This is a genomic window from Paenarthrobacter sp. CC6, from assembly GCF_040560085.1.
GTDB classification, from domain to species: domain Bacteria; phylum Actinomycetota; class Actinomycetes; order Actinomycetales; family Micrococcaceae; genus Arthrobacter; species Arthrobacter nicotinovorans.
On record NZ_JARDAN010000008.1, the window covers coordinates 296,000 to 318,638 of the forward strand.

Sequence of the window (22,639 nt, forward strand, 5' to 3'; positions counted from 1 at the left end):
GACCCGATGAAAGTGATTTTCTTCATGAAATTCAAAGCCCCTAAGTGGCTGTCTGTTGCCCCCGTGGCCGCAGCCCTGGTGATTTCCCTGGCAGCATGCGGCGGAGGAAGCTCCGAGCCCAGCGGAACTGCCACTGACGCCCTCGCCGGCAGCGACCAGAAGTCGCTGGACAGCTTCACTACCGCCGACGTTACTCCCCTGGACAAGATCGACAAGTCCAAGCTCGGCCTCATCACCGACGGCACCATCCGCGTAGGCACCCTGTCCGACGCCCCGCCGAACATCTTCATCGATCCTTCCGGCAAGTTCACCGGTTACGACAACGAGCTCCTGCGCGCCATCGGCGACAAGCTGGGACTCAAGGTCGAGTTCGCTTCCACCGATTTCTCCGCTTTGCTGTCCCAGGTGGGCAACAAGCAGTTCGACGTCGGATCCTCCTCCATCTCGACCACTGACGCCCGCCGCAAGACTGTTGGCTTCACCAACGGTTACGACTTCGGCTACATGGCCGTCGTGACCAAGAGCGACTCCAAGATCACCGGCTTCGGCGACATCAAGGAAGGCCTCCGCATCGGCGTTGTCCAGGGCACGGTCCAGGACGACTACATGACGAACACCCTCAAGATCGAGCCGGTACGTTTCCCTGACTACAACACCGTCTACGGCAACGTGAAAAACGGCCAGATCGACGCATGGGTTGCCCCGTCGCAGCAGGCCGAAGGCCAGGTCAAGGAAGGCGACAACACCAAGATCGCCGAGAAAGTTGTCAACACCCAGAACTTCACTGCCTACGCCGTGAACAAGGACAACAAGCCGCTCATCGACGCCTTGAACTCCGGCCTGGATGCTGTCATTGCTGACGGCACCTGGGCAAAGCTCACGGCCGAGTGGTACAAGGACCGTCCGACTGCCGCAGAGCAGACCCCCCAGGGCTGGAAGCCGGGCAGCAAGGCCGTCCAGCTCCCGGCCAAGTAACCAAGGCGTTCCATGGATATCCTCAATCAATTAGCCGATACCTTCTTTGACTGGGAGGCGATGGGCCAAGTCATTCCCAAGATGTTCGCCGTTGGCCTGCCCAACACGATCGTCCTGGCTGTCGTCTCGGGCATCATTGGCACCGCCCTCGGGATGCTGCTTGCCCTGATGGGGATTTCCCGGAACGCGGCAGCACGGTGGGTAGCCCGCATTTACACGGACATTCTCCGCGGGCTCCCGCCAGTGCTGACCATCCTGGTGATTGGCTTCGGTTTCGGTCCGATCATTCGCGAACTCACCGGATCCACCAGCCCGTACCCCATGGCCATCGCGGCGTTGTCGCTGATGTCCGGCGCGTACATCGGCGAGATCTTCCGTTCCGGTATCCAGAGCGTTGACAAGGGCCAGCTCGAGGCCACGCGGGCGCTCGGCTTCAGCTACGGCTCCTCCATGCGCCTGGTAGTGGTGCCGCAAGGTATCCGCCGCGTCCTTCCGGCCCTGGTCAACCAGTTCATTGCGTTGATCAAGGAATCGTCCTTGGTCTTCATGCTTGGCCTGCTGGCGACCGAGCGGGAAATCTTCCAGATCGGCAAGGATGCCGCAGCCAACAGCGGCAACCTGTCACCGTACGTTGCAGCAGCGATCTTCTATCTGGCACTAACGATCCCGCTCACACACTTCGTGAACTGGATCGATGCCCGCATGCGCGCCGGCCGCCCGGAGAAGAAGGAACCGGATGAGGCAGCCGCAGTGGTTGGAAAAGGAGCACAGGCATGAGTGAATTCGCTTCAGGGACACTGACCGCGAAGAACATCCATTTGTCGTTCGGCAGCAACCATGTGCTGCGCGGTATCGACCTCCATGTTGAGAAGGGCACCACGGCCTCGGTCATCGGACCTTCCGGTTCGGGTAAGTCGACGCTGCTCCGTGTCATGAACCGGCTGATCGAGCCGGACCAAGGCGACATCCTTCTGGATGGCCGTTCGGTGCTGAAGGACAACCCCGACGAGCTTCGCCGCCGCATCGGCATGGTCTTCCAGCAGTTCAACCTGTTCCCGCACAAAACAGTGGCCGAGAACATTTCCCTGGCCCTGCGGAAACTCCGCGGCATGTCCAAGGAGCAGGCCCGGGATGAAGCCCTGGCCCAGCTCGACCTTGTGGGTCTGAAGCACAAGGCCGATTCACGTCCTGCCAACCTCTCCGGAGGTCAGCAGCAACGTGTTGCCATTGCCCGTGCACTGGCCATGAAGCCAGAGGTCATGTTCTTTGATGAGGCCACGTCCGCTCTTGACCCGGAACTGGTGAAGGGCGTCCTCGCCCTCATGACCGACCTGGCCAAGGGAGGCATGACCATGGTGGTGGTAACCCACGAAATGGGCTTCTCCCGCAACGTCTCCGACATCGTGACCTTCATGGACGCCGGCGTGGTGGTGGAGTCCGGTCCCCCGGAGCAACTGTTCACCAACCCGCAGACGGAACGCCTTCAAGGCTTCCTTTCGGACGTTCTCTGACCCCGGAAGTACTCAAGCCGAACTGCAGAGAAGCCCTGCCCTTCCCGACGATCATGCCAATGCCCGTCACTGGAAGGGCGGGGCTTTTTTGCTGCTCGTGGGCCGGTCCTACTGACCGTTCTTGATCCGCAGCACCGTCAGGGCGGCAGCGTCCACCTTGGCGCGGAAGGCGGGGTCCGCCTGGGCCTTCTTCACTACAGCCTGGTGCATCGCCGGAATGCTGGTGGGATCAGCACAGACCAGCATGGTTCCTCCGGCACCAAAGAAGTTCAGCGCACGGTCGGCATCTGACCAAGCCTCCAACTGAGCCGCGCTGCACAGGTCATCCGACAGGACAATGCCCTTGAATCCGATATCTCCGCGCAGCATCGTGTCCATCACCATGGGCGAAAACGGTGCGATATTGGCGGGATCGATTTTGTCGTAATAGGCATTGGAGATCATGACCCATTTGGTGCCCGACGCGACCGCTGCCTTGAAAGGCCCCAGGGCAGGATCTGTGCGGGTTGTAGCGCTGTCCCGCACATGGCTGGTGACATCGGTATTTGGCACAACGCGTCCCAGACCCGGAAAGTGCTTCACCACCGGCGCTACCCCTGCGTCCTTCATGCCATCGGCGAAGGCGTTTCCCAGCTCCGAGACAGTCTCCGGCGCAAAGCCGTACTCACGTTGGAAATGGCCAATGGGACCGTTGGAGGGTGCAAACTGAGCACTGGTCACCGTGTCCAGAACAGGAGCAAGGTTGACGTTGACTCCCACGCCGAGAAGCTCCCTCCCCCACACCGCGGCATCGGCCCGAATCTTCGCCGGACCCGATGATGCCTGCACCAAGGCTGTGGGAATGGTGGAGAACCCTGGCCCGGAGAGAACCTGGACAAATCCGCCCTCTTGGTCAGTTGCGACAAACAGGGGAACACCGCCGGTGGTTGCAGGCGAAACGGTCCCGGTCAGCGAGGAAACGACTGCAGCCGTGGCGGAAGTGCCGGCTTTGCTTCGCCCGCTGAGGTACACATTCCCTGCATGGTATTTTTTCAGCGCTTCCATGGTACCCGGCTCGGCGCCCGTAGCCTTGGCCGCCACCATGAACAGCTGCCCGACACGCTGCTCAAGGCTTAACGCCGCAAGTTGTTGCTCGGCCGGTGACGGGGTCCCGGCCGTGGGTGCCGGTGCAGCGGAAGTCGTCGGGGAAGGTGTGGCCGTCGCCGGGCTTGGCTGCGATGAGGCGGGCACCTGCGACGTTCCGGCTGCGGACGATGCCCCGCCCGATCCTGTCCCGGTTGAACAGCCTGACGCGATGGCGACGAAGGCTCCAGCGGCGACGATGCTCATACTGAGGGATGCAATTGTGTGGGACTTGCGCATGGTAAACCGTAATTCGTTGGGGTTGGGTTTCCACTTACGAGCCTACCCTGAGCGGGCACGGCAATGCCCCGGGCAATTGCAGACCGTATATGCCGGTCGCAACTGCCCGGGGCATGGGACGGACTAGGCCGAGGCAGCCGCCTTCGCAGCGGCAGGGAGGGCTTCGATGATGCGGTTCATCGCGGCATCGTCATGGGCCGCGGACAGGAACCAGGCCTCAAAAACCGACGGCGGCAGGTACACGCCCGAGTCCAGCATGGAGTGGAAGAACGGCGCGTAGCGGAAGCTCTCCTGTCCCTGGGCGTCGTCGTAGTTGTGCACACCGTGGGCCGAGGTACCGAAAGCAACGGAGAACAGGTTGCCTGCCCTTTGAATGGAGTGGTCCACCCCTTCAGCGTCCAGCGCGGAGGACAGTGCGGCTGAGAGTTCCAGTGATCGGGCATCCACGTAGGCGTAGACCTCGGGAGTTGCATGGCTCAGGGTCGCGACGCCCGCTGCCATGGCCACAGGGTTTCCGGACAAGGTGCCGGCCTGGTAAACCGGGCCCACGGGAGCGAGGTAGTCCATGACGTCGGCACGGCCGCCGAGTGCCGCCGTCGGCATTCCACCGCCGATGACCTTGCCGAAGGTGAGCAGGTCCGGGGCCCAACCTTCCTGGCGGCCTGTCAGTCCCCAGTAGCCGGCGTAGCCGGTGCGGAATCCCGTGAGGACCTCGTCGAGGATGAGCAGGGCACCGTGTTCCTTGGTGATGCGGGACAGCCCGGCGTTGAAGCCCTCGCCGGGGGTGACAACACCCATATTGGCGGGCGCCGCTTCGGTGATGACGGCAGCGATGTTCCTGCCGTGCGCAGCGAACGCGGCCTCGACGGCGTCGAGGTCGTTGTACGGCAGGACCAAAGTCTCCGCCGCGGTAGCTTCGGTGACCCCGGCGGATCCCGGCAATGCCAAAGTTGCGACGCCGGAGCCTGCCGCTGCCAGCAGACCGTCCAGGTGGCCGTGGTAGCAACCGGCAAACTTGATGATCAGGTTGCGGCCGGTAAAGCCGCGGGCAAGGCGCACTGCGGTCATGGTCGCCTCGGTGCCCGTGGACACCATGCGCAGGCGCTCGACGGCGGAGACGCGCTCCTTGACGATTTCGGCCAGATTGGCTTCGTCCGGGGTGGACGCACCGAAGGACAGTCCCCTATCCACGGCGGCGTGGACGGCGTCGAGCACGGCCGGGTGCGCGTGGCCCAGCAGTGCAGGGCCCCACGAACATACCAGGTCAACGTACTCCTGCCCGTCGGCATCGGTCAGGTAGGCACCCTTGGCGGACACCATGAACTTCGGGTTTCCCCCCACGGAGCCGAAGGCGCGCACCGGCGAGTTCACGCCGCCGGGCATCAGGGACCGTGCGCGGTCGAAGAGCTGATCGGACACAGGGGTGTTTGACGTCATGGTTCCTATTCTTTCAGTGATTCCAGGCGGGTCGTGCCGCCCGGGGGTGGAGATGGCTCAGGCCGAAGCCAGCAGCTCGGCAACCCGCGGAGCCACCTCGGTGCCGTAGAGCTCGATGCAGCGCATCATGGATTGGTGGGGCAACGTCCCGTTGCTGTACTTCAGGTCAAAGCGATCCACGCCCAGGTTCCGCTTGAGCAGGGCGATTTTCTGCGCCACGGTTTCCGGCGAGCCAACGTAGAGCGCACCTTCAGGGCCGCACATGGCATCAAATTCGCCACGGTTTCCCGGACCCCAACCACGCTCGGCTCCGATCCGGTTGCGCTGTTCGAGCCAGTGCGGAAAGAGCTCCTCGCGGGCGGCCTCGTCGGTATCGGCGATGAATCCCGGTGAGTGCGTCGCGATCTGGCGCATGGGGTGCCCGTACTTGGCCATGGCTTCGCGGTAGAGGTTGACCAAGGGCGCAAAGCGGCGCGGTTCTCCCCCGATGATCGCGAAGATGATGGGGTAACCGTATTCGGCGCAGCGCAACACTGATTCGGGGGTTCCACCTACGCCGATCCAGGCCGGCAGCAGGTGGTGCTGCAGCTTGGGGTACACCTGCAGCCCGTTGACGTTCGGCCTGGTGCGCCCTTCCCAGTGCACGGGCTTCTGTGCCCGCACTTTGTCGAAGAGTTCCAGCTTCTCTTCGAAAAGGACCTCGTAGTCAGCCAGGTCCAGTCCGAACAACGGGAAGGACTCTATGAACGAGCCCCGCCCAAGCATCACTTCGGCTCGTCCGTTGGACAGCGCGTCAACAGTGGCGAATCGTTGGAAGACGCGGATGGGGTCATCCGAACTGAGCACGGTCACGGCGGAGCCCAGCCGGATGCGTGAGGTCACCGCCGCTGCCGCGGCCAGGAAGACCTCGGGCGCGGACACCGCGAAATCGCGGCGGTGGTGTTCTCCCACGCCAAAGGCATGGATTCCGACGGCGTCAGCCAGCTTTGCTTCCTCCAGCAGTTCGCGCAGGACTTGGGCGTGCTCCTTGGGGTTCCCCTCGGCGTCGAGTCCCGCATCGCCGAAGGTGTTGACGCCGAGCAGTATCTGGTCCGCCGCAACCGGGGCCGTGGGATCGGAGGAAACGGATGTCATCAGGACTCCTTCAGCCAGCCTGCCAGTTCGGAGGCCCAATAAGTAAGGACGGTGTCGGCTCCGGCACGCTTGATCCCGAGCACGGATTCGGTAATGGCGCCGCGCCTGTCGATCCAGCCGTTGGCCGCAGCCGCTTCGATCATGGCGTACTCGCCCGAGATTTGGTAGGCCGAGACCGGCACGGGGCTCATGGCAGCCACGTCAGCCAGGATGTCCAGGTAGCTCATGGCCGGCTTGACCATGACCATGTCCGCGCCTTCTTCGAGGTCCAGCTCCACTTCCAGGATGGCCTCCCGGCGGTTGGCGGCATCCATCTGGTAGGTCCGGCGGTCGCCCTTGAGCTGGGAATCGACAGCCTCACGGAACGGGCCGTAGAACGCGGACGCGTATTTGGCGGCGTAAGCCAGCACCGCTGTGTTCTTGTTGCCTGATTCCTCCAGAGCCTGGCGGATGACGGCGATTTGGCCGTCCATCATGCCCGACGGGCCCAGCACGTGCGCACCTGCTTCTGCCTGGGCTACGGCCATCCGGCCGTAGATCTCCAAGGTGGCGTCGTTGTCCACGTAGCCTTCGGCATCCAGCACGCCGCAGTGGCCGTGATCGGTGAATTCGTCCAGGCAGACATCGCCCATGATCACCAGGTCATCGCCGACTTCGGCTTTGACGTCGCGGATGGCTTTGTTCAGGACGCCGTCGGGATCGAGGGAGGCTGTGCCCCGGGCATCGCGGACCGCAGGTACGCCGAACAGCATGATGCCGCCCACGCCCAGTTCCACAGCTTCGGCAGCTGCGCGCTTCAACGAATCGGTGGTGTGCTGGACGACGCCGGGCATGGAGCTGATGGGGCTCGGTTCCGTGAGGCCTTCACGAATGAACGCCGGAAGGATCAGGTCGGCCGGAGCCAACCTGTTTTCTGCTGTGAGCCGGCGCATCGCGGCAGTGGTGCGCAAGCGGCGGGGACGATGGTTCGGAAAGCTCATTGCGGGTTCCCTTCGTTGGCGAAAACAGATTCGAGGGCGGCCACGATGCCGTCCGGGGTTGGTTCTTTGGCTGTAGCAGCCACGGTGAGGTGGAGCCGCGAGGCTTCTGCCGCCGTCGGGCGTCCGATCGCGATGAAACGGCACGTACCCAAGGACGGAAACAAGGCGGCGATCCGCCGTGCGGCACTGGGGGAGGCAGCAACAATCGCGTCCACGGTCCCGGCGTCGATCGCTTTTCGGGCATCGGCGGGTTCCAGGACGGCCGCTATGACTCGGGTGGAGTGCACGGCGTCTGAATTCACGACGGCGGCAGGAACCTCCGCGGTCACGCGCACTTCTTCGCGGGCCGGATAGTCCACCGTGTGGTAGGCAACAACTGCGGTGACGTCCGCTCCTTTCGCGGCCAGACCCTCCCTCAGCCTTGGCGCTGCGATGTCGGCCTGTGGGAGGAAAACCCGCGACGACGCTGGTTCCCACACCTGCAACAGCCCTTCGGCGGACTGGACGTCGGTCGGCGCCAAGTCAACGACGAGCCCTACGGACTCCAAAACCTGGCGGGATGAGTGGCCAATGGTGGCCACTTTGGTCCCGGCGGGCAGCAGCTCTGCGATGGCCAAGCCGCGCCCGGCTGCCTTTTCCAGCAAGACCCGCACCGTGGTGATGCTGCTGATGACCAGCCAGTCGAAGCCACCGGCAGAAAGCCTGTCCAGACCGGCGTCGAGTTCGGACTGGTCACGTGCCTGTTCGAAATCGATCAACGGCAGCACCAGCGGCTCCGCGCCACGGTCGCCCAGGGCGTCCGCCAGCGGCTGGGCCCGGTCCGCGCTCCTGGTGATCAGGATGCGCCGACCGGCCAGCACTGCTGGTTTTCCCGGGCCTGGTTTTCCCGGGCCCGGGTTTACCGGGTCCGGGATTTCGGGCCAGGGGTTTGCTGACTCAGGACGCTGCAAGATCCGCGATCTCCGCGGCACCCGCAGCCAGGAGAAGCTCAGCAACTTCAATGCCCAGCAACGTAGCTCCCACTTCGGTCAAGCCGTCGGTAGCCTTCTTCTCGCGGACCGTCTTGGTGCCGTCAACGGCGCATACCACGGCCTCCAGGTGCAGCATGCTGCCTTTTCGGAAGGCATAGGCGCCAACAGGAGCTGCGCAGCCGGCCTCGAGCCGGGCCAACACGGCACGTTCCGCTGTCACGGCAAGACGGGTGTCGTCGTCGTTCAGTGCTGCAAGGGCCTGTGCGAGCACGCCGTTGGAACCCTCGGTGTTGCCGGCCTGCCGGGGGGCGTCGTCCGTGCGGCATTCGATGGCCAGTGCGCCCTGTCCGGGTGCAGGCAGCATCACGTCCGTCTCGAAGAACTCGCTCACCGAGTCCAGCCGGTCGATGCGTTCCAGGCCGGCGGCCGCCAGCACGACGGCATCGAGGTCGCACGTTTTGCCGGGGACAACCTCATCCGTCGGATTTCCGGGAAGCCCCGGCACGCGGCCCAGGCGGGTATCAACGTTGCCGCGGATATCCAGCACCTCAATATCCGGGCGGGCGGCCCGGAGTTGCGCTGCGCGGCGGGGAGACCCGGTGCCTACTTTGGCGCCTCCAGGCAATTGAGCGAGCGTCATGCCATCGCGGGCACACAGGACATCCCGGACGTCCACGCGTTGCGGCGTGGCGGCGATGGTCAGGCCTACTGCAGCGCCAGTGGGCAGGTCCTTCAAGGAATGGACGGCAACATCGCAGCTGTTGGCCAGCAATGCATCACGCAGGGCGGCAACAAAGACGCCGGTGCCACCCATTTGGGACAGGGACCCGGTCTTGACGTCGCCCTCGGTCCTGATGTGCACGAGCTCCACTGGGAAGCCGCCAACCGCAGCCAGTTTGTCGGCGGTTTGCTGCGTCTGCGTCAGGGCCAGCTTGCTCGCCCTGGTGCCGATGCGCACGGTCACTTGGCTGCCTCCGACGCTGGATATGGGTCGTGGCGGGTTCCGATCGTGGTTCCGGCTTCGGAAATGACGGGCTTGGCCCCGCGGAAGTTCTCGCAGCAGTTAGGCCGGCATACGTCGTACCAAGGGCCCAGGTCCGTGACATGCGGACGGTCTGCGATGTTGTTGTCCACGGTCCGTTCGCAGATGAGGTCCACGAGTCCCGAAACGAAGGCGGCGTGCGTGCCCGGTGTGGGAACACGGGTTGCCGCAATGTCCAGGTTCTTGCAGGTTTCCAGTGCTTCGGTGTCCAGGTCCCAGGCAACTTCCATGTGGTCGCTCACGAAACCGAGGGGAACAATGACTACACCGCGGACGCCCTGGGGCGCAATCTCCTCAAGGTGGTCGTTGATGTCCGGCTCCAGCCACGGAATGTGCGGTGCACCGGAGCGAGACTGGTACACAAGGTCCCAGGCGACGTTGGGTGCCACGACATCCATGATGGCCTTGGCGTTGGCCAGGTGCTGGGCGGCGTATGCGGAGCCTTCGGCGAATTCGCGGGGCTCGTCCTCGGAGCGGCCGGCGGCCTCGGCGTCACGCGTGGGGATGGAGTGCGTGGCGAAAAGGACGCGGATCTTCGAGTCCGGATCGGCTTCCCCGGCAGCGGCGAGCTTTCCCCGGATCTCTTCCAGGCCGGCGGCAGTCCCCTCAAGGAAGGGCTGGACCACGCCAGGGTGGTCGAAGTACTGGCGGATCTTGTCCACCTGGAGCTTGCCGTCCAAGTCTGTCTCCGTCAGCGCAATGCCGATGTCTTCACGGTACTGGCGGCAGCTGGAGTAGCAGGAGTAGATGCTGGTGGTGAGCATCAGGATACGGCGATGACCGGCGTCGTAGGCGTCCTGCAGGACCGGCGCGATGTACGGGTCCCAGTTGCGGTTCCCCCACAGGACCGGCAGTTCGATACCGCGGTTGGCCAGTTCAGCCTCGATGGCGGCTTTCAGCTCACGGTTCTGCTGGTTGATGGGGCTGATGCCACCGAAAGCGCGGTAGTGGTGGGAAACCTCTTCGAGCCGCTCGTCGGGGATTCCGCGTCCCCGGGTCACGTTGCGCAGGAAGGGAATGACATCTTCCTGGCCTTCGGGACCACCAAAGGATGCGAGCAATACGGCATCGTAGTTTCGGGGTTCCTGGCGACCACGTTCGGTCACTTCGTTCAGGTCGGTGGAGATAACGGGCGTGCTCATGCCAGGACCTCTGCAATCTCCGCTGCGGTGACGCGGCGGCCGGTGTAGAACGGAATTTCTTCGCGGACGTGGTTGCGGGCGTCAGTTGCGCGGAGGTGGCGCATGAGGTCCACGAGGTCTACGAGTTCAGGTGCTTCGAGGCCGAGTATCCACTCCCAGTCACCCAGCGCGAAGGAGGAGACCGTGTTGGAGATGACCTGGGGGAATTCCCGGCCCAGCATGCCGTGCTCCCGCAGCATGGCGCCACGTTCTTCGGCGGGCAGGATGTACCACTCGTAGGAACGGACGAACGGGTAGACACAGAGCCAGGTGCTGGGCTCAACCCCGCGTGCGTAAGCGGGGACGTGGCTCTTGGAGAATTCGGCTTCGCGGTGCACGCCCATGGCGGACCAGACGATCTCGGTTCCGGCGAAGAGTTTGCTGCGGCGGATGGAGCGGACGGCGGCCTGCAGGTCCTCCGGCTTGGCTCCATGGAGCCACACCATGATGTCGGCGTCCGAGCGCATGGCCGAGACGTCGTAGCTGCCGCGCAGGACTACGCCGTCGGCGGCAAGCTTTTCGACCAGGGCTTCAAATTCCTGGGCAGCATCGCCGCTGCGCAGGACGTCGGCCGAGCGTTTGAATACAGTCCAGAGCGTAAAGAACTGCTCTTCGGTTTCAGCAGTTTTAGTGACAGATTCGACAGAAGTGTGGCTCATGGTTCAAGTTTGCCCCGTGCCAGCCGCTAAGTCGAAACGGATCAGTTCTACAAGCCGTAGAAGTGACGCAAATCACGGAAACGAAGGTTCTTCCGCGCTTCCTTGGGCGAGCTGGCGCCGCGTGTCCGCCACCACCGCAGCCAGGCCATTCCCGGCCAACCAACCGCCGACGACCACCAGGCCGTCGGCTGCGGCACAAGCCTCCCGGACCTGGGCTACGCGCTGTTTATGACCGACGGCGGCAAAAGGCAACGCCCCAGCCCACCGCACGACATCCCAATCAACGACGTCTGCACTGGTCACCGGCACCGTCAGCAGGGCCGAGGCGTCCGCCAAGGCTGCAGCCAGGAGGGATTCGTCATCCAGAACAAGGTCCGCTCCCCCGCCGGCTTCCTCGCGCCGGCCATAGGAAAGACGCAGGACATGCGTGCCCGGCCCTGCTTCTTCGGCCAGCCAATCCCACTTTGCCGTGGCGTGGGTCAGCGCTTTGGCCTTGATCCCGGGGGTTTGCGGCGCCACGAGGATGCCGGTCCCGCGCGGACGACTATCAAGCTCAGGCAGATCCACAACCAGGGTCACCAGGCTCACCAGCGGTCCGGGAGCGGGACGCAAGGCGGCCAACTCGGGCAAGGACTTCTCCAGAAGCCCAACGGCGGCCGGACCGTCCAGCGCAACGACCAGGCGATCGGCGTCGTACGTCGAACCTCCGGCGGTGACCCGCCAGCCGGCGCGGGTTTTCATCACGTCCTCGGCGCGCTTGTCGAGCACCAGGTCCACCTCCCGTTCCCGGAGGTCGGCTACCAGCGCGGTCACCAGGGTGTTCATGCCACCTATGAGGCCGGCGACGGCGGAGCCCGCCTTCGCCGGACCGCTACCGGACCGGCCGCTGCCGGTTTTCGCGATGCCGGATTTCCGCTGCGCGGCTACCGCTGCGGCAAGCGAACCGTGTTTGCGCAGACCCGCCCGAAGTCCCGGCGCGACCATATCAACGTCCAGGAGAGCAGGATCGGCCGAATGGACACCGCCCACCACGGGCGAGACAAGCCGGTCAAGTACTTTCTTGCCCATCCGGGCGGCGACCAGCGAAGCGACGCTGGTGACCTCGGAGGATGTCCCCACCGATGCCGGCAGCCAACGGTCAAGGGAAGCTCGCACTGCTCCCACGAATCCCAGTGAACGCCGGACTTCCGGGTCCCACGGATTCGCGGGAATTCCCAGCACACCTGTTTTGGGCAGTTCCTGCGGACCGTCGGGCAGCTGTACCCAGGCCCCTCCCGGGTGGGGAGCCACGATCTGTTCCGCTAGGCCGAGTTCACGCGCGAGGTCGGCCACCGCCGGAGACCGCGTGGCGAAGGACTCCGCTCCGCTGTCCAGGTGCAGACCGGCGACTACGTGGCCCCCGACGCAGCCTCCCCACGCTCCGGTCGCTTCCAGCACGGTGACGGAAGTGCCGGCCATGGCCAGTTCCCGCGCTGCGAGGAGCCCCGAGATTCCGCCGCCCACCACCACTGCCCTGGCTTCCGGCGCGAGTTGTTTGGGCGTTGAGTGTCCGCCGCGCACGTGCCCTACTTGGCGGGGATCGAGTGGATGAGCTCCACAACGCGGGTAAGCACGGTGGGATCGGTTTCCGGCGGTACTCCATGGCCAAGGTTGAGCACGTGCCCAGGGGCGCCGGCGCCGGCAGCGATGACTTCCCGGACGTGCGCCTCCAGCACTTCCCAGGGTGCCGAAAGCAGCGCGGGATCGATGTTGCCCTGCAATGGAACCGTCCCGCCCAGGCGCCGGTTGGCTTCATCCAGGGGCAGTCGGTAATCGACGCCGACAACATCCACGCCGACATCGCGCATGGCGACCAGGAGCTCGGAGGTTCCGGTTCCGAAATGGATCAACGGCGCACCAAGCCCGCGGACGTGGTCCAGCGCACGGGTCGAAGCCGGCGCAACGTACTTGGTGTAGTCGGCCAGACCCAAGGAACCGGCCCAGGAGTCGAAGAGCTGGCCTGCGGAAGCACCCGCTTCGAGCTGCGCCTGGAGGAACAGTCCGGACGCGTCGGCAGCCCAGTTGGCCAGCGCGGTCCAGGTCTCAGGGTCGGCGTGCATCATGGTCCGCGGGCCCAGGTGGTCGCGGGAAGGCTTGCCCTCAACCATGTAGGCGGCAAGCGTGAACGGGGCGCCGGCAAATCCGATGAGCGGCGTCGTGCCGAGCTCGGCAACAGTAAGGCGGACGGCTTCGCGGATGGGCTCCAGGGCTTCCCACGTCAGCTTGGGAAGAGCAGCGACATCCTCCGCGGTTCGCACCGGCTTGTCCAGGACCGGACCAACGCCCGGAACGATGTCCACGCCGACCCCTGCCAGCTTCAAGGGGATGACGATGTCCGAGAAGAAGATGGCGGCATCGACGTCGTGGCGACGAACGGGCTGAAGCGTGATTTCGGATGCCAGCTCCGGCCTCAAGCACGAATCCAGCATTGCAACGCCCTCGCGGACCTTGAGGTATTCGGGCAGGGAACGGCCCGCCTGGCGCATGAACCACACCGGCCTGCGTGAGGGCTTGCCGCCACGGTAGGCCGTGATCAACGGTGAGTCCGAGGTCCGGCCGTCCTTCAGCGGGTGGTTGGCGTCGAGGCTACCCGCCGGGGAGTTGGAGGCCGTACTCTTGGATGCTGCCGTGCTAGAAGTCATGCCTTTGATTGTGCCGAAAATCCGGGACAAAAGATAACGACAAACTGTCACGTCAGCCCGAAGAAGGCAGTTGTGTCGCGGATCACTGGCATCCGTGGGGATCCCCACGGCGCCATATTGTTCTACCGGGCTACGAAAAAGCTATGATTGGGGTGCTGTGGTTCTTTTCTCATTGGTGGCTACACACGCCGACATCGACCTCGAAACTGTCGCTCAGTTGAGCAACGGTTCCTCTGGGCTTGCCTCGGCAGCCCTGACTGATTCCCCCGTGGTGTCCGGAGCGGTGGTACTCGCCACCTGCAACCGCTATGAGGTTTACGGCGAAACGGCCAACGGGGCTGACCTCGAAGCAGCCCGTTCCGCCCTCGTTTCCCAGATCAGCGAGCTCAGTGGACTCAACGAACAACTCGTCTCGCGCTCCTTCGCTACCCACACAGGTCCCGAGGTCACCCGCCACCTCTTCGCTGTAAGCGCCGGGTTGGACTCTGCCGTGGTGGGTGAGCGTGAAATCGCCGGCCAAGTACGCCGGGCACTCATCACAGCCCAGCAGGAAGGGACAGCGAGCTCCGGGCTTGTTCGGCTCTTCCAGGCTGCATCCAAGACAGCCAAGGATGTTGGCGCGCAGACCGCCCTCGGTTCGCGCGGCCTATCCATCGTCTCCGTGGCCTTGGACCTCGCGACGGATCTTGCCGAGAATGACGACTGGTCCACCAAGAAAGTCGTGGTCTTCGGAACGGGCGCCTATGCCGGTGCCACCATGTCCCTCCTGCGGGAACGCGGCTGTACGGACATCTCCGTCTATTCTTCTTCCGGCCGCGCCGAAGCTTTCGTCGCCACCCGCGGCGGCAACGCGCTCGACGCCGACACGCTCCCCGCTGCTGTGGCCGCCGCCGACGTCATGATCGGCTGCAGTGGCTCTGACAACCGGGTCGAAGCCGCGGACCTTGAACGTGTCCGCGCCAACTCGGGCAAGCCGTTGATTGCCATCGACCTTGCCCTCACCCACGATTTTGATCCCGCAGTTGGTGAACTGGAAGGCGTCGAATTGCTGACCCTTGAGTCGGTTCGGCTCGCCGCTCCACAGGAGCAGGCGGAGTCGCTGTCCCAGGCCAGCGCAATCGTCACAGGCGCTGCCGCCTCCTTCGAGTCCGAACGCGAAGCCCGTTCCGTCGACACAGCCATCGTCGCGTTGCGCCGCCACACCATGAACGTCCTGGACGCCGAGATGGAGAAGGTACGCGCCCGGCACGGCTGCACTGCTGCCGCCGAGGAGGTGGAGTTCGCCCTTCGGCGCATGGTCAAGCAGCTCCTCCACATCCCCACGGTCCGAGCCCGCGAGCTCGCGGCCAACGGCCAGCAAGACGATTACGTCGCAGCCCTTGAGGCCCTGTACGGCATCCAGGTGGAGCAACCGCAGGCAGCGGCCGCGGCCACGGAATGCCCCGTGGACCACGACCAGCTCCGTTCTGAAAGCGCCTGAGCCACACCCGGCCTACGCGAAAGCGTTTATCCCCGTCAGCTCTGCCGACAACGCCCAAAGCTTCTTTGCGTCCGCCTTGTCCACGGCGTGGGCGTCCACTCCCTGGTAGCGGGCCAAGGGAGACTCCTTGTCAGTGGGTTTGGCTATATCGCAGTCTTCGCAGTAGACGCCACCCTTGCCGTTGAGGGCCTTCGAGGTGGCAGCCCACACGGACGTCGCCGCACCTTGCTCAGGGGTCTTGAACCCTTCGCGGACGTTGCCTTCTGCATCCATCCAGCCCGCTGCCACCATTTCTTCCTTGGGCAGGTGCCGCTGCAACTCGGTCATGATGCCACCGGGGTGGACCGCGAAGGCCCGCACGCCAGAGCCTCGGCCGAGGTGGTCGAGTTCCACCGCCAAGAGGGAATTGGCAGTCTTGGCCTGGCCATAGGCCTGCCACTTGTAATAGGAAGTGCTGAAGTTGAAATCGTCGAACCGGACGGGTGAGAGCTTGTGGCCTGTGGACGACAACGACACGACGCGCGCATCGCCTGAGGCCACCAACGCCGGCCACAACAGATTCACCAGCGTGTAGTGCCCCAGGTGGTTCGTCGCGAACTGGGCTTCCCATCCCGGCCCGACCCGTTGTTCCGGGCTGGCCATGATGGCAGCGTTGTTGATCAGGATGTCCAGCTTGTCGTGGTCAGCCAGGTATCGCGCGGCGAACTCCTTGACGCTGTCCTGGTCGGCAAGGTCCATGTGCTCCACCTGGACGTCCGCGGACAGGCCCGCGTCCGCCAGGACAGAACGGGCGTGCTCCAGGCGCCTGGCGGGTACTGTCACCTCTGCCCCTGCCGCGACCAAGGCACGCACAGTCTCCAGCCCAAGCCCGGAATAGCCACCCGTGACGATGGCGGACTTGCCGCGCAGGTTGATTCCGTCGATGACCTCCATGGCCGTGGTTCCGTGTCCAAACCCGGAGCCGAGGGGCCGTTGTTCTGTTTGTGTCCGTTCTTCGCTCATGCTTGAGCTTCCCAGAGAAGCCGGGATACGGGCAATGGTCAGTACACGGGCTTGGCGGGCTCCACCTGCCGCACCCAGGCGAGAATTCCGCCGTCGAGGTGCTTGACGCGGCTGTAGCCGGCCTTCTGTGCGGCTTCCAGCACCGTTGCCGAGCGCGTGCCCGCCTTGCAGTGGAAAACGATGTCCTTGTCCTGCGGAAGTTCCACCCACGCCTCGCCGGACAGGATCCGGCCCTGCGGAATGAGCACCGAACCGTCGATGCTCACAATGCTGTGCTCTCCGGACTCGCGGACGTCGACGAGCTCAAAGTCCCGCTCCCCCGCTTCGCGCTCGGCCAGCATCCGGGCAAGTTCGGTCGCGGTCACGGTGTGGTCCTGGTCCGTGGCGGCAGCGGGTGTCACACCACAGAATGCCTCGTAGTCGGTCAGTTCCGTGATGGGCTCGGCTTCCGGGTCCTTGGACACCTTGATCTCGCGCCAGCTTCCGCCAAGGGCGTCGAACAGCGCCACCCTGCCAAGCAAGGAACGTCCGACGCCGGTAATCAGCTTCACGGCTTCTGTCACCATGAGCGAGCCGACCGCCGCGCACAACATGCCGAAAACGCCGCCCTCACCGCACGACGGCACGGAGCCTGCCGGAGGGGCCTCGGGGTAGAGATCCCTGTAGCTGGGTCCGTGCTGGGCCCAGAAAACGCTGACCTGGCCATCGAAACGGAAGATGGAACCCCACACGTAGGGCTTGCCAAGGATCGCAGCAGCGTCATTGACCAGGTACCGGGTTGCGAAGTTGTCCGCGCCGTCAAGGATGAGGTCGTACTGCGCGAAGAGGTCCAATGCGTTGGAGGAGTCCAGGCGGATGTTGTGAAGGACCACGTTGACCAGGGGGTTCAGCTCCGCGATTGCACGGCGGGCTGATTCGATCTTGGGGGTGCCTACATCCTTGACTCCGTGGATGACCTGGCGCTGGAGGTTGCTGAGGTCGACGTCGTCGTCGTCGACGATCCCCAGCGTTCCCACGCCGGCGGCGGCCAGGTAAAGCAGGGCGGGCGAGCCAAGGCCTCCTGCGCCAATGACAAGAACCTTCGCATTCTTGAGCCTGCGTTGGCCCACGGCTCCGATTTCGGGAATGATGAGATGCCGTGAGTACCGCTCAACCTCGGCCGGCGAGAGCTCGGCGGCCGGTTCGACAAGGGGCGGCAGGACTGTGGGCGCAGCGGAGTGGGCAGCAACAATTGAGGCCATACCCCAATGTATGCCTGCCGATGCCGCCCGGTCATATTACCCACCGGTAGAGTGGTCATAACTGCAAAGGAAAGGCGGCAGACTGTGGCTGACGGCACACGGGCAAACGATGGGGCACCCGCAAAGCAGGAACGGACCGGTTCACCTCGTTCACCAAGGTTGCCGCGGGACGAACGCCGGGCACAGCTGCTGAACGCCGCCTTGGAAGTCTTCGTCTCCAACGGCTTCCACGGCGCGGCAATGGACGAGATCGCAGAAACTGCGCACGTCAGCAAGCCGGTGCTCTACCAGCACTTCCCGTCCAAACGCGAGCTGTACATGGCGCTCCTGGACAGCCATCTGGCAACCCTGACGGATTTGATGCTCGGTGCACTGAACTCCACCTCGGACAACAAGGAGCGCGTCAAGGCCGTCATGCGCGCCTATTACAGGTTCATTGCGGACGACGACCAGGCGCACCGCCTTGTGTTTGAGTCCGACCTCATCAACGATCCCGATGTCAGCTCCCGTCTGGAGACGTTCAACAAGACGTTCGCCGACGCCGTCGCCCATGTCATTGCCGAGGACACCAAACTCCCGCCCCTCGAAGCCCAGCTCCTGGGCCGCGGCCTGGCAGGAATGGCCCAGGTCAGCGCCCGTTATTGGCTTGAAACGGACGGAAACCTGGACCTCGATGTCGCCAGCGATCTGATCTATCGTTTAGCTTGGCGCGGAATCAGTCGATTCCCCAAAGAGTCCTAGGCTACAAATAGAGGACTGACTTAACACTTGATTGGCTTGGAGGCCTTGCTGTGGAAGTAAAGATCGGCATTCAGAACGTTGGCCGTGAAATTGTGCTCGAATCCGCCCTGGACGCTGACGCCGTAGCCAAGATCGTGGCCGAGGCGGTGTCCAAGGGCTCGGAACTGCGGCTGACCGATGAGAAGGGCCGCCAGGTCATCGTTCCGGGCAACGTACTGGGATACGTGGAAATCGGCGCCGAGGAAGTCCGCCGGGTCGGCTTCGGCGCCCTCTAGCGTTCACCGTCCCGCCTTCGTCCGCTAAGGAGTCTCATGCTTTCTCTTGTCATCGTGGTTTTGGCCACCGTTGCTGCCGGTTTCATCGTGTGGGCCACCGATAAGCGGCACAGCAGGTACGGGATTGCATTGCCCGCAGGCATTGCGGCCGCTGTTGGCACCCTGAGCTGGATTGCTTTCATCAGTGCCGGACTGGGCTACCAGCCGGGGGCGACGTGGATCCCCTGGGTCCTGCCAATCGTGCTCGGAAGTGCAGCGGCAGCGGGCATTGTGGTCTATCTGGGACGGACCCGCACCAAGCATGATACTGAGGCGCTGACCAAGGCCTTGCGGCTCTAGGCTCGAAAAACAGCAGTGACCATCACCCACGGGTGATGGTCACTGCTGTTTAAGGGCCCTCGGCGCCCGGATAGCGACCCGGCTCAGCGAGGGCACCCGTGGCCGATGCTGCCTCACTTACGGAGGCGGCAGCAGCAAGGTCGCGTTGGGTTACCTGTCCGCCGGCGTAATGGGACACGTAACGCAGGAAGACCCTGTTGTACCGCCAGTCAAGATCCGGATGGTGGTTCTGCTCTTCGGCGATCTGTCCAATGGCCGCGATGAGGGCCAAAGCCTCGGCCGCCGTCGACGTCTTGTAAACGGTTACGAGGCCGTTTTGGAGCTTCCAACCCGGGAGGTCCTTGAGCGCGGCTTCGACCGCTGCCGGGGGCACCGGTTCTTTCCTGTTAACCATGGTTGCTCCTTCGTTGCGGGGAACCCGGCCCGGGAGAAACCCGGCTTTAGAAGAACTCCGCCCGGCCTTCCATGGCCGAGGACGCCAAGGCGTGCTCACGACGCGGAATCCGGCCTGCCTGTTTGGCCAGCCTACCGGCGATGACGGCGTGTTTGAAGGCTTGACCCATCTGCACAGGGTTCTGCGCGCGGGTCACTGCGGTCGCCAGCAGGACCGCGTCACAGCCCAGTTCCATGGCAAGTGCGGCGTCGGAAGCTGTTCCGATCCCGGCGTCCAGCACCACCGGCACGGAGGCCCGGGACACGATGAGTTCTATGTTGTGCGGGTTCAGGATGCCCAGGCCGGTCCCGATGGGCGAGCCCAGCGGCATGACTGCCGTGGCGCCGAGGTTCTCGAGGCGGAGGGCAAGCACGGGATCGTCGTTGGTGTAGGCGAACACTTTGAAGCCGCGGTTCACCAATTGCTCGGTGGCGTCCACCAGTTCAACAGCGTCAGGGAGCAGCGTGTGCTCGTCCGCGATTACTTCCAGCTTGACCCAGTCGGTCTCCAGCGCCTCGCGTGCCAGTTCCGCCGTCATCACGGCGTCCTTCGCCGTGAAACAGCCTGCGGTGTTCGGGAGGACCCGGATGTTGTTGTCCACCAGCAGCTGGAACAGCGAACCGGTTTCGGCCGGCGAATAGCGTCGCATGGCCACGGTGGTGAGCTCGGTTCCGGATGCCAGGAGCGCGGCTCCGAGCCCGTCCAGGCTCGGCGCACCTCCCGTTCCCATGATCAGGCGGGACCCGAATTCGACGCCGTCGATCACCAAGGCGTCAGTACGGATTTCGGTGCTTGCTGTGGTCATGGTTCAGCCTCCCTGTACTGCGGTAACGAGTTCGAGTTCATCGCCGTCGGCCAGCGGAGTAGCCGCCCACTGGCTGCGCGGCACCACCTCGGAATTGCGGGCGACGGCGACACCCAGCTTCCCGCCGTCGGCCGCCTGTCCGCGGTGGTCGAGTACGCGGCCGGTGACGGCCGTGACGAGCGTGCTGACGGAGGCGTCGGCGGGAACCTGGTGGACGGCGCCGTTGAGTTTGATGTTCATACTGTTTCCTTGCTGTGGAGTTGAGAGCGACGCGCGGTTGCACTGAAACGGTCGGGCCGGAAGATGGACCAGCGGGGATCAGGGGAACCGGTGAGCAGCTCCCCCACGATCATGGCGGCCACGGGGGTCAGGAGGACGCCATGCCGGAAGAACCCGGTGGCCACAATCATGCCCGCGATGTCCCCGCTTGAACCGGCTACGCGGCCCAGCAACGGAGCGTTATCCGGAGTCCCTGGCCTGGCGCGCGCAGTTGCTTCCAGGAGTTCAAGTTCGGCCACCGCGGGAACCAGTACCTGGGCGTCCCTAAGGAGCTGGTAAACCCCGCCGGCAGAGACTGCGTTGGAGGCCGCCGACAAGCCGTCCTCCCGTTGGGTAGCTCCGATGACTACGGTTCCGTCGTCCCTGGGAACGATGTAAACGGGCACCCCGCGGACCATGCCACGAACAGTGGCAGTGAGCAGCGGTTGGAGGTGCGCGGGGACCCGAAGCCTGAGGATGTCCCCGTAGACCGGCCTGACCGGAAGTTCAAGACCCTCAGGAAGGCCGGCGAGCGCGGGGGCGCCCAGCCCGTTGGCCACCACGGTTTCGCCGGCCACGACGGATTTGCCGGATTCGAGCTCCACTCCGGCTACCTGGTCCCCGTCCCACAACAGGCCGTGCGCGGACTCTGCAACGGCAAATCCTTCCCTGGCGCCGCCTACCCACGTGCCATCGCCGGATGAATGCGCGGCCAGCCCTGCCATGAGGCACTCCGCCAGCTTCCGGGGATCCACCTGGTGATCGGCGGGGATATCAAAGGCACAGGAAATTTGCGGGCTAAGGAGCGGTTCGCGTTCCCTGGCGGTCCGCAACGGCAACGGTTCGACCCCCAGGCCCGCCGCGAGCTGGACAGTGCGAAGGTCCGCGAGCGCGCGGCGGTCGGCGGCATCGGCACCCACGGCGAGGGTCGGCGTCGTCCGGTATCCGGTAGCTTCCACAGGCCGGTGAAGGCCGCCGGCAAACGAGGGCCACAACCGGGATGACCCGAGCATGAGCTCCAGGAGGTCTTCTTCCTGGTAGTGCAGCTCGCTCACGGGCGCCAACATTCCGGCAGCAGCAAATGTCGCACCGGTGGCGGGCGCCGGATCGATGAGTGCTACGGAGCGGCCCAGCTTCCGAGCCTGGTGGGCGATGCCCAGTCCGATGACGCCTCCGCCGATAACGGCAACATCCGCGTGAATGGCTTCTGCCATCTGTTTCCTTCCCTACGCCGGTACTAGCCGGATCAGGTCAAGCGGTCGGCTCTGAAGCCCTCTCAGCCGGACGGTCATAAAGACGTAGGTCACGGCTCCCGCAGTACGTGCCCAGTTTAGAGGAACTACTGTGGATTCCATGACCCAGCACTCTGCCCTCGCCAGCGCCCGCCTCTACCTGTGCACTGATGCGCGCAAGCGCCAAGGCGATTTTGAAGACTTTGCCGACGCCGCGTTCCAGGGCGGGGTGGACATCATCCAACTCCGTGACAAGACGATCGAAGCCGCCGAGGAATTGGAATTGCTGGCGATCCTGCGTGGCGTCGCAGAACGGCACGGGCGGCTCTGGGCGGTCAACGACCGGGCCGATATTGCCAGTGTTTCCGGGGCTCCGGTGTTCCATGTGGGCCAGAAGGACCTCCCGCTGGAGATTGCCCGCACGTTCCTTCCCCGCCCCGCTTCGATTGGTCTCTCCACCCATACGCCTGAGCAGGTAAATGCCGCGATCACGGCTTCGCCGGGCGAGCCTGGGCTGGACTATTTCTGCGTTGGTCCCGTCTGGGCGACCCCCACCAAACCCGGCCGCGAAGCGGTGGGAACCGGCCTGGTCACATATGCCGCGGAAGCGATCAGGCGCGCGGAGGAGACCACCGGCGGCGCCGTGGAGGTGCCGTGGTTTGCGATCGGCGGAATCGATCTCGGCAATGTCGAGCAGGTGCTCGCTGCGGGCGCCAGCCGTATCGTCGTCGTTCGCGCCATTACCGAGGCGGAAGATCCGACGGCGGCAGCCAAGTCGCTGCTCGAAGCCCTGGACGCCGCCGCGTAACGGTTCTCCAAACAACAGTCCCAGGCACGCAGACCGTCGGGGTATCGGCAGGTTGTGGCGACAGGGGTGAGTCGGGGCTTGCAGATGCCGCA

The 22,639-nt window shown here is 64.4% G+C and carries 24 protein-coding genes and 1 riboswitch; of the genes, 8 read left to right on the forward strand and 16 right to left on the reverse strand.

Going from position 1 to position 22,639, the window contains the following annotated elements:
- Window positions 1-24 precede the first annotated feature (24 nt).
- From PV760_RS10020 to PV760_RS10030, 3 genes are read left to right on the forward strand one after another with little or no spacing between them, the layout of a single operon-like run.
- Window positions 25-975 carry an ABC transporter substrate-binding protein gene (locus PV760_RS10020; protein ID WP_026266960.1) on the forward strand — a complete coding sequence of 317 codons (951 nt, stop codon included), beginning with the start codon at window positions 25-27 and terminating at the stop codon, window positions 973-975.
- A 12-nt stretch (window positions 976-987) separates the two neighbouring features.
- Window positions 988-1,752 (forward strand): amino acid ABC transporter permease, encoded by a 765-nt coding sequence (locus tag PV760_RS10025; protein ID WP_018776499.1) that lies wholly within the window; start codon window positions 988-990, stop codon window positions 1,750-1,752.
- The gene (locus PV760_RS10030) at window positions 1,749-2,486 is read left to right on the forward strand and encodes an amino acid ABC transporter ATP-binding protein (protein ID WP_018776500.1); all 738 of its coding nucleotides are present in this window, start codon (window positions 1,749-1,751) and stop codon (window positions 2,484-2,486) included. The genes PV760_RS10025 and PV760_RS10030 overlap by 4 nt, the downstream gene beginning before the upstream one ends.
- 108 nt (window positions 2,487-2,594) lie before the next feature.
- Here PV760_RS10030 and PV760_RS10035 read toward each other — a convergent pair whose 3' ends face one another.
- The 10 genes from PV760_RS10035 to hemE all read right to left on the reverse strand — a co-directional run bounded on the left by PV760_RS10035 (window position 2,595) and on the right by hemE (window position 13,933).
- Window positions 2,595-3,815, reverse strand: a complete 1,221-nt coding sequence (locus tag PV760_RS10035) for a glycoside hydrolase family 3 N-terminal domain-containing protein (RefSeq protein WP_281444339.1) — start codon at window positions 3,813-3,815, stop codon at window positions 2,595-2,597.
- Window positions 3,816-3,971: 156 nt separating this feature from the next.
- Window positions 3,972-5,285, reverse strand: a complete 1,314-nt coding sequence (hemL, locus tag PV760_RS10040; RefSeq protein WP_018776503.1) for a glutamate-1-semialdehyde 2,1-aminomutase — start codon at window positions 5,283-5,285, stop codon at window positions 3,972-3,974.
- Window positions 5,286-5,342: 57 nt separating this feature from the next.
- Window positions 5,343-6,419: an LLM class flavin-dependent oxidoreductase gene (locus PV760_RS10045; protein ID WP_018776504.1), complete on the reverse strand. Its 1,077-nt coding sequence runs from the start codon at window positions 6,417-6,419 to the stop codon at window positions 5,343-5,345.
- Window positions 6,419-7,399, reverse strand: a complete 981-nt coding sequence (hemB, locus tag PV760_RS10050; protein WP_018776505.1) for a porphobilinogen synthase — start codon at window positions 7,397-7,399, stop codon at window positions 6,419-6,421. The genes PV760_RS10045 and hemB overlap by 1 nt, the downstream gene beginning before the upstream one ends.
- On the reverse strand, window positions 7,396-8,259 hold the full coding sequence (locus PV760_RS10055; RefSeq protein ID WP_354627658.1) for a uroporphyrinogen-III synthase: 864 nt from the start codon (window positions 8,257-8,259) through the stop codon (window positions 7,396-7,398). Before PV760_RS10055 ends, hemB begins: the two co-directional genes overlap by 4 nt.
- A 76-nt stretch (window positions 8,260-8,335) precedes the next feature.
- Window positions 8,336-9,334: a hydroxymethylbilane synthase gene (gene hemC, locus PV760_RS10060; protein ID WP_018776507.1), complete on the reverse strand. Its 999-nt coding sequence runs from the start codon at window positions 9,332-9,334 to the stop codon at window positions 8,336-8,338.
- Complete coding sequence (locus PV760_RS10065) at window positions 9,331-10,554, reverse strand: ferrochelatase (protein ID WP_079580614.1); 1,224 nt, start codon at window positions 10,552-10,554, stop codon at window positions 9,331-9,333. The genes hemC and PV760_RS10065 overlap by 4 nt, the downstream gene beginning before the upstream one ends.
- On the reverse strand, window positions 10,551-11,252 hold the full coding sequence (gene hemQ, locus PV760_RS10070) for a hydrogen peroxide-dependent heme synthase (protein WP_018776509.1): 702 nt from the start codon (window positions 11,250-11,252) through the stop codon (window positions 10,551-10,553). Before hemQ ends, PV760_RS10065 begins: the two co-directional genes overlap by 4 nt.
- 72 nt (window positions 11,253-11,324) lie before the next feature.
- A complete protein-coding gene (gene hemG / locus PV760_RS10075) occupies window positions 11,325-12,812 on the reverse strand; it encodes a protoporphyrinogen oxidase (RefSeq protein ID WP_354627659.1) in 1,488 nt (495 codons plus the stop codon).
- Window positions 12,813-12,817: 5 nt separating this feature from the next.
- Window positions 12,818-13,933, reverse strand: coding sequence for a uroporphyrinogen decarboxylase (gene hemE / locus PV760_RS10080; RefSeq protein ID WP_018776511.1), 1,116 nt, complete (start codon window positions 13,931-13,933; stop codon window positions 12,818-12,820).
- A gap of 157 nt (window positions 13,934-14,090) precedes the next feature.
- On the opposite strand from hemE, the gene PV760_RS10085 reads away from it, so the two are divergent.
- A complete protein-coding gene (locus tag PV760_RS10085) occupies window positions 14,091-15,413 on the forward strand; it encodes a glutamyl-tRNA reductase (RefSeq protein WP_018776512.1) in 1,323 nt (440 codons plus the stop codon).
- A 12-nt stretch (window positions 15,414-15,425) separates the two neighbouring features.
- On the opposite strand, the gene PV760_RS10090 is transcribed toward PV760_RS10085, so the two are convergent.
- Both PV760_RS10090 and moeB read right to left on the reverse strand, forming a co-directional pair.
- Complete coding sequence (locus PV760_RS10090) at window positions 15,426-16,415, reverse strand: SDR family NAD(P)-dependent oxidoreductase (RefSeq protein WP_354627660.1); 990 nt, start codon at window positions 16,413-16,415, stop codon at window positions 15,426-15,428.
- 38 nt (window positions 16,416-16,453) lie between these two features.
- Window positions 16,454-17,656: a molybdopterin-synthase adenylyltransferase MoeB gene (gene moeB, locus PV760_RS10095; protein WP_018776514.1), complete on the reverse strand. Its 1,203-nt coding sequence runs from the start codon at window positions 17,654-17,656 to the stop codon at window positions 16,454-16,456.
- A gap of 6 nt (window positions 17,657-17,662) precedes the next feature.
- On the opposite strand from moeB, the gene PV760_RS10100 reads away from it, so the two are divergent.
- Genes PV760_RS10100 through PV760_RS10110 form a run of 3 tightly spaced genes read left to right on the forward strand, consistent with a single transcriptional unit; the run spans window position 17,663 to window position 19,011 of the window.
- Window positions 17,663-18,397 (forward strand): TetR/AcrR family transcriptional regulator, encoded by a 735-nt coding sequence (locus PV760_RS10100; protein ID WP_235338934.1) that lies wholly within the window; start codon window positions 17,663-17,665, stop codon window positions 18,395-18,397.
- A gap of 50 nt (window positions 18,398-18,447) precedes the next feature.
- On the forward strand, window positions 18,448-18,672 hold the full coding sequence (locus PV760_RS10105) for a DUF3107 domain-containing protein (protein ID WP_018776516.1): 225 nt from the start codon (window positions 18,448-18,450) through the stop codon (window positions 18,670-18,672).
- 36 nt (window positions 18,673-18,708) lie between these two features.
- Window positions 18,709-19,011 (forward strand): membrane protein, encoded by a 303-nt coding sequence (locus tag PV760_RS10110; protein WP_018776517.1) that lies wholly within the window; start codon window positions 18,709-18,711, stop codon window positions 19,009-19,011.
- A gap of 49 nt (window positions 19,012-19,060) precedes the next feature.
- On the opposite strand, the gene PV760_RS10115 is transcribed toward PV760_RS10110, so the two are convergent.
- The 4 genes from PV760_RS10115 to thiO all read right to left on the reverse strand — a co-directional run bounded on the left by PV760_RS10115 (window position 19,061) and on the right by thiO (window position 21,721).
- The gene (locus PV760_RS10115; RefSeq protein WP_354627661.1) at window positions 19,061-19,405 is read right to left on the reverse strand and encodes a 4a-hydroxytetrahydrobiopterin dehydratase; all 345 of its coding nucleotides are present in this window, start codon (window positions 19,403-19,405) and stop codon (window positions 19,061-19,063) included.
- A 46-nt stretch (window positions 19,406-19,451) separates the two neighbouring features.
- On the reverse strand, window positions 19,452-20,249 hold the full coding sequence (locus PV760_RS10120; RefSeq protein WP_354627662.1) for a thiazole synthase: 798 nt from the start codon (window positions 20,247-20,249) through the stop codon (window positions 19,452-19,454).
- Window positions 20,250-20,252: 3 nt separating this feature from the next.
- Window positions 20,253-20,489: a sulfur carrier protein ThiS gene (thiS, locus tag PV760_RS10125; protein WP_039242224.1), complete on the reverse strand. Its 237-nt coding sequence runs from the start codon at window positions 20,487-20,489 to the stop codon at window positions 20,253-20,255.
- Window positions 20,486-21,721 (reverse strand): glycine oxidase ThiO, encoded by a 1,236-nt coding sequence (thiO, locus tag PV760_RS10130; RefSeq protein WP_354627663.1) that lies wholly within the window; start codon window positions 21,719-21,721, stop codon window positions 20,486-20,488. Before thiO ends, thiS begins: the two co-directional genes overlap by 4 nt.
- A riboswitch (TPP riboswitch) is annotated at window positions 21,714-21,833 on the reverse strand. It overlaps the preceding gene by 8 nt.
- 27 nt (window positions 21,834-21,860) lie before the next feature.
- Here thiO and thiE point away from each other — a divergent pair.
- Entirely contained in the window at window positions 21,861-22,547 is a 687-nt protein-coding gene (thiE, locus tag PV760_RS10135; RefSeq protein WP_026266965.1) for a thiamine phosphate synthase, read from the forward strand.
- The last annotated feature ends 92 nt before the right edge of the window (window positions 22,548-22,639 follow it).

Excerpts from the sequence above, each read along its gene's own strand:
- PV760_RS10020 (WP_026266960.1), top strand. The coding sequence starts at position 25 with ATGAAATTCAAAGCCCCTAAGTGGCTGTCTGTTGCCCCCGTGGCCGCA.
- PV760_RS10025 (WP_018776499.1), top strand. The coding sequence starts at position 988 with ATGGATATCCTCAATCAATTAGCCGATACCTTCTTTGACTGGGAGGCG.
- PV760_RS10030 (WP_018776500.1), top strand. The coding sequence starts at position 1,749 with ATGAGTGAATTCGCTTCAGGGACACTGACCGCGAAGAACATCCATTTG.
- PV760_RS10035 (WP_281444339.1), bottom strand. The coding sequence starts at position 3,815 with ATGAGCATCGTCGCCGCTGGAGCCTTCGTCGCCATCGCGTCAGGCTGT.
- hemL (WP_018776503.1), bottom strand. The coding sequence starts at position 5,285 with ATGACGTCAAACACCCCTGTGTCCGATCAGCTCTTCGACCGCGCACGG.
- PV760_RS10045 (WP_018776504.1), bottom strand. The coding sequence starts at position 6,419 with ATGACATCCGTTTCCTCCGATCCCACGGCCCCGGTTGCGGCGGACCAG.
- hemB (WP_018776505.1), bottom strand. The coding sequence starts at position 7,399 with ATGAGCTTTCCGAACCATCGTCCCCGCCGCTTGCGCACCACTGCCGCG.
- PV760_RS10065 (WP_079580614.1), bottom strand. The coding sequence starts at position 10,554 with ATGAGCACGCCCGTTATCTCCACCGACCTGAACGAAGTGACCGAACGT.
- hemQ (WP_018776509.1), bottom strand. The coding sequence starts at position 11,252 with ATGAGCCACACTTCTGTCGAATCTGTCACTAAAACTGCTGAAACCGAA.
- hemE (WP_018776511.1), bottom strand. The coding sequence starts at position 13,933 with ATGACTTCTAGCACGGCAGCATCCAAGAGTACGGCCTCCAACTCCCCG.
- PV760_RS10090 (WP_354627660.1), bottom strand. The coding sequence starts at position 16,415 with ATGAGCGAAGAACGGACACAAACAGAACAACGGCCCCTCGGCTCCGGG.
- moeB (WP_018776514.1), bottom strand. The coding sequence starts at position 17,656 with ATGGCCTCAATTGTTGCTGCCCACTCCGCTGCGCCCACAGTCCTGCCG.
- PV760_RS10100 (WP_235338934.1), top strand. The coding sequence starts at position 17,663 with ATGTATGCCTGCCGATGCCGCCCGGTCATATTACCCACCGGTAGAGTG.
- PV760_RS10110 (WP_018776517.1), top strand. The coding sequence starts at position 18,709 with ATGCTTTCTCTTGTCATCGTGGTTTTGGCCACCGTTGCTGCCGGTTTC.
- PV760_RS10115 (WP_354627661.1), bottom strand. The coding sequence starts at position 19,405 with ATGGTTAACAGGAAAGAACCGGTGCCCCCGGCAGCGGTCGAAGCCGCG.
- PV760_RS10120 (WP_354627662.1), bottom strand. The coding sequence starts at position 20,249 with ATGACCACAGCAAGCACCGAAATCCGTACTGACGCCTTGGTGATCGAC.
- thiS (WP_039242224.1), bottom strand. The coding sequence starts at position 20,489 with ATGAACATCAAACTCAACGGCGCCGTCCACCAGGTTCCCGCCGACGCC.
- thiO (WP_354627663.1), bottom strand. The coding sequence starts at position 21,721 with ATGGCAGAAGCCATTCACGCGGATGTTGCCGTTATCGGCGGAGGCGTC.
- thiE (WP_026266965.1), top strand. The coding sequence starts at position 21,861 with ATGACCCAGCACTCTGCCCTCGCCAGCGCCCGCCTCTACCTGTGCACT.